At 61.2% G+C, this 624-nt stretch carries 1 protein-coding gene; it reads right to left on the bottom strand.

Annotated elements, in window-relative coordinates:
* On the bottom strand, window positions 1–491 hold a 491-nt coding region (locus ACYP5B_RS48945; RefSeq protein WP_459574688.1), incomplete at its 3' end, for a DNA methyltransferase family protein.
* Window positions 492–624 lie beyond the last annotated feature (133 nt).

Below are 624 nucleotides of genomic sequence, written 5' to 3'. Positions count from 1 at the left end.
AATTTCTGAACGAACGTGAGCGGAAGCAGTGCCACAACCACTTGCGCGGCGTCGAGTGCTTGCTCCAGCGCATATTCGTGGCTAAGAGCGCTCGTATTGGGGCCGAAGCGTCCCCAGCCGGTCATGCCGTAAGGCTTGAGATGCGGCGACTCCAGATGAATGGAGAATGGCGGGTTCAGCAGGCACACATCGAACCGTGCGGGCTGGATCTCCTCCATCCCGGCTTGTCGGAACTCGCCCTCGAACCCCGCGGCCTCGATAGCGCTCTGGACCGCCTCAATCGTTGGACCATGCACGTCGACGCCGAAGATGCGATGCCGCGCCGGGTCAGCGAACTGAAGCAGCCGGGCCGAGCCGACCGAGTTGTCGAGGATCGATACCTTGCGGCCAGGGTTCCAGTCCGCGATGACGCCCCACATCAAGTGTGCGATCGCGTCGGGAGTAAAGAACTGCGAGAGATGCCGCTGGCGGGCAGCGTGAAGCTCGCCCATGTTTGCGATCTTGTCGGCCTGGGACCCCAGGCTAACGAGCGTGCGCAACGGCTCATACCAATGAGACATGATGCCCTCCGAATAATAGAAAAGCCCCGACTAAGCGGGGCATGGATGAATGGCTGAGAGAAGG

Source organism: Cupriavidus sp. 8B, assembly GCF_054589115.1.
This window is presented reverse-complemented; position numbering and strand designations above follow the sequence as displayed.